Source organism: Paraconexibacter sp. (assembly GCF_041602235.1).
Taxonomy (GTDB): domain Bacteria; phylum Actinomycetota; class Thermoleophilia; order Solirubrobacterales; family Solirubrobacteraceae; genus Paraconexibacter.
Genome location: NZ_JBFIGP010000371.1, coordinates 1 through 3,149, shown reverse-complemented (window position 1 = coordinate 3,149; position 3,149 = coordinate 1). Strand labels below are relative to the sequence as shown.

Genomic DNA, 3,149 nt, shown 5'->3' with positions numbered 1-3,149 from the left:
TTGGCGCGGTGGGCGTCGCGCTGCTCGAGCAGCTCGTCGACGCCGTGACCGCGAGCCGCCTCGGTCTTGATGATCGGGACGCGCCAGCCGCGTTGGGGAGCCAGCGACAGCACCGAGCGGATCTCCCGGACCATCGTGTCGGTCATCGGGTGATCGGCCTTGTTGACGACGATGATGTCCGGGATCTCCATGACGCCCGCCTTCAGCGCCTGGATCGAGTCGCCCGAGCCCGGCATCAGCACGAGCACCACCGTGTCGGCGTGGTCGATGACGTCGATCTCCGCCTGGCCCACGCCGACGGTCTCCAGCAGGACGTCCTGCTTCCCGGCCGCATCCATCAGCAGCGCGCCCTGGAGCGCGGCCTCGGACAGCCCGCCGAGCGCACCGCGGTTCGCCATCGAGCGGATGAAGACACCCGGATCGAGGAAGTGGTCGGTGAGCCGGATGCGATCGCCCAGCAGCGCCCCCTTCGTGAACGGGGAGGACGGGTCGATCGACAGCACGGCGACCTCGCGCCCCTGCTCACGGCGCAGCTTGGTGAGTGCACCGATGAGCGTGGACTTCCCGGCACCGGGAGCGCCGGTCAGCCCGACGATCGCCGCCTTGCCGGTGTGCGGGTAGACCTCGCGGACGAGCTCCCATCCCCGTGGGTCGTCGTTCTCCACGAGCGTGATCGCGCGTGCGAGCGCGCGCTTGTCGCCGGCCAGCAGACGCTGCGCGAGGGACTGCGGTTCCTGGGGCTTCGACTCGTCGGGCATGGGCGTCGCAGACTACCCTTGCGCCCGTGGATCCCGTCCTCTCCCCTCCGCTCCCGACCGATGTCCCCGACGTCGTGGTCCGCGGCGAGCCGCCGCCACTGCACGGTGGTCTGCTGACGTTCCTGCGCTTCGCCCGCCGCAACCGGATGCTGCGGTGGCAGTACCTGCGCGGAGCGGTCCGGCTGGCCGCGCTGAAGCTGCGGTACCGCGACCGGCTGCAGCTCGACGGCATGGCGTTCGTGTGCCCCGGCGTGACGTTCGAGATCGGCCCGAAGGCCGTCGTGCACCTCGGGCGCTGGTCGTGGCTCGGGCACGGGACGAAGGTCCGCGCCCACGAGGGTGAGGTGCGGATCGGCGCCAAGACCGTGCTCGGCCAGGAGTGCACGATCAGCTGCTTCCAGCACGTGTCGATCGGGCGCGAGTGCATCGTGGCCGACCGGGCGATGTTCATCGACTTCGATCACGGCGTCGTCGACGTCGAGCGACCCATCCGCGCGCAGGGCATCTACATGCGCGACGTGCGCATCGGCCACAACGTGTGGATCGGCTACGGGGCCTGCTTCCTGCGCGGCGTGACGGTCGGCGACAACGCGGTCATCGGCACCAACGCCGTGGTCACCCGCGACGTGCCCGCCAACGCGGTCTGCGGCGGCGTCCCGGCACGGGTCCTGCGGATGCGCGAGGCGCCCAGGACGCTGCGCTGGTCCTGATCGGCGTAGCGCGCGGTCCGGCGCCCGGCCGGGACCGGCGTGCTGTCAGGACTTCGCCCGCGAGCCGCACACGCCCCAGGGCGACGTGCCCTGGCGGTCGTAGAGGACCCAGGCGCGCTTGTCCTGCTCGTCCTCGGGTGCGGCCGCCGGGTCTCCGGACCCGCCCATCGCCGCCCAGGTGTCCACGTGGAACTGGTACTTGCCCCGGTACGTGCCGTCCTTCGAGACGGCCGTCGGCTCGCCGCCGGACTCGCACTCGGCGATGCGCTCGAGCACGCGGCGGTCCTTCGCGGGGATCGTGTCCGGGAGATCGACGTCGGCCGGCGGGTTCTTCGACGCGACCGAATCCCGCTTCGACGCCTTCGGGACGAGACCGAGCGCGCGCAGCGTCGCGGGCCCGGCGATGCCGTCGACCTTCAGCCGCTTGCGGCGCTGGTAGCGCTTGACCGCGCTCTTGGTCTTGCGTCCGTAGACCCCGTCGGCCTTGATCCGCAGGCGGCGCTGCAGCGAGCGGACGCGGCGGCCCCGGGAGCCGGGCTTGAGCGTGCGGACGGTCGGCGAGCCCTGCTTGGGCGCGGGGCTCGCGGTCATCTGGCTGTCGGACGACACGCCGCCGGCGGCCTCGGCCTCCTGCTGCGCGAACGCGGCGGTCGGCACCACGGCGGTCGTGGCGAGGACACTCAGCGCTATGACGGTACGGCGGAACAGCTTCACGTTGGAACGGCACCCCTCGGGTCGTCTCGGCGCCTACGGGGTTAGCTGTCGGGCTCGCGCTTGAGACTGCGCTACGCCGTCGTCTGTGACGGCGATTCGCCCCCGGACCGTCGTGGTCCACTGGGTCCCCCGTTCCTCGGAGCGCGGGGCTGCGAGGACTCGGCGTTGGGTTTCGTGCCGGGAAACCTAGCAAGGGCTCTCCCGGATCGGCAGCCCGGTGGTTCACGAGCGTTATGGCCGGCGCCTGGCAAAGCCTCAAGCTCATATCGACCCTGAGGCTCTGCCGGCGGGACGTGAGCCCGCGAGACCCGCGGATCGCCGCATGATCACGGGCATTCGACGACCCTCGAGTCAACATCGAGTGTTGGTCCCGGTACTCGCCGGGGTTCCAGAATCCCGGAACTGCGGCTGGCGCGTCCGCGCTCGGGTGATCAGCGGAACGCGGCCGCGTCAGCCCGGATCCGCGCCACGAGCTCCGGCGGGGCGACCGCGGTCGACCCGGTGTCGTACGGGGGCTGCGGGTCGTACTCGAGCATCAACTGGACGGCCTGGGCGAACTCGGTCCCGGCGATCTCCCCGGTCAGCCACAGCGCCATGTCGATGCCTGACGACACGCCGGCGGCCGTCACGACCGACCCCTCGACGACGATCCGCTCGTCGGTGGGCAGCGCTCCGAACGCCGCCAGGGACTCGAGCTCCAGCCAGTGCGTCGTCGCCCGCAGCCCGTCGAGCAGCCCGGCGGCCCCGAGCAGCAGGGCCCCGGTGCACACCGAGGTCGTCCACCGGGCGTGTTCGTGGGCTTCGCGGATCCAGGCCAGGAGACGGTCGTCGTCCAGGAGGGCCCGCGTGCCGATGCCTCCGGGGAGGACGACGATGTCGGGACGCGGCAGGTCCTCGAAGGTGGCCGTGGCCTCGAGGGCGAGCATGCCGTTGTCCGTGCGGACCAGGCCCGGCTCGTGCGCGAGCC

The 3,149-nt window shown here is 71.7% G+C and carries 4 protein-coding genes and 1 riboswitch; of the genes, 1 reads left to right on the top strand and 3 read right to left on the bottom strand.

The genetic code is table 11. The features are described from left to right. Positions 1–758, bottom strand: a 758-nt coding sequence (meaB, locus tag ABYE80_RS19075) for a methylmalonyl Co-A mutase-associated GTPase MeaB (RefSeq protein ID WP_372791899.1), incomplete at its 3' end; no start/stop codon positions are given. Positions 759–784: 26 nt separating this feature from the next. Here meaB and ABYE80_RS19070 point away from each other — a divergent pair. Further along, entirely contained in the window at positions 785–1,468 is a 684-nt protein-coding gene (locus ABYE80_RS19070; protein WP_372791898.1) for a DapH/DapD/GlmU-related protein, read from the top strand. A gap of 45 nt (positions 1,469–1,513) precedes the next feature. Here the strand turns inward: ABYE80_RS19070 and ABYE80_RS19065 are convergent, their stop codons facing one another. Together ABYE80_RS19065 and ABYE80_RS19060 are read right to left on the bottom strand one after the other, a co-directional pair. Next, positions 1,514–2,182 carry a transglycosylase family protein gene (locus ABYE80_RS19065; RefSeq protein WP_372791897.1) on the bottom strand — a complete coding sequence of 223 codons (669 nt, stop codon included), beginning with the start codon at positions 2,180–2,182 and terminating at the stop codon, positions 1,514–1,516. An 18-nt stretch (positions 2,183–2,200) separates the two neighbouring features. Continuing rightward, a riboswitch (cyclic di-AMP (ydaO/yuaA leader) is annotated at positions 2,201–2,357 on the bottom strand. Between the two features lie 256 nt (positions 2,358–2,613). Continuing rightward, a partial coding sequence (locus ABYE80_RS19060; RefSeq protein WP_372791896.1) for a DJ-1/PfpI family protein occupies positions 2,614–3,149 on the bottom strand: 536 nt, incomplete at its 5' end.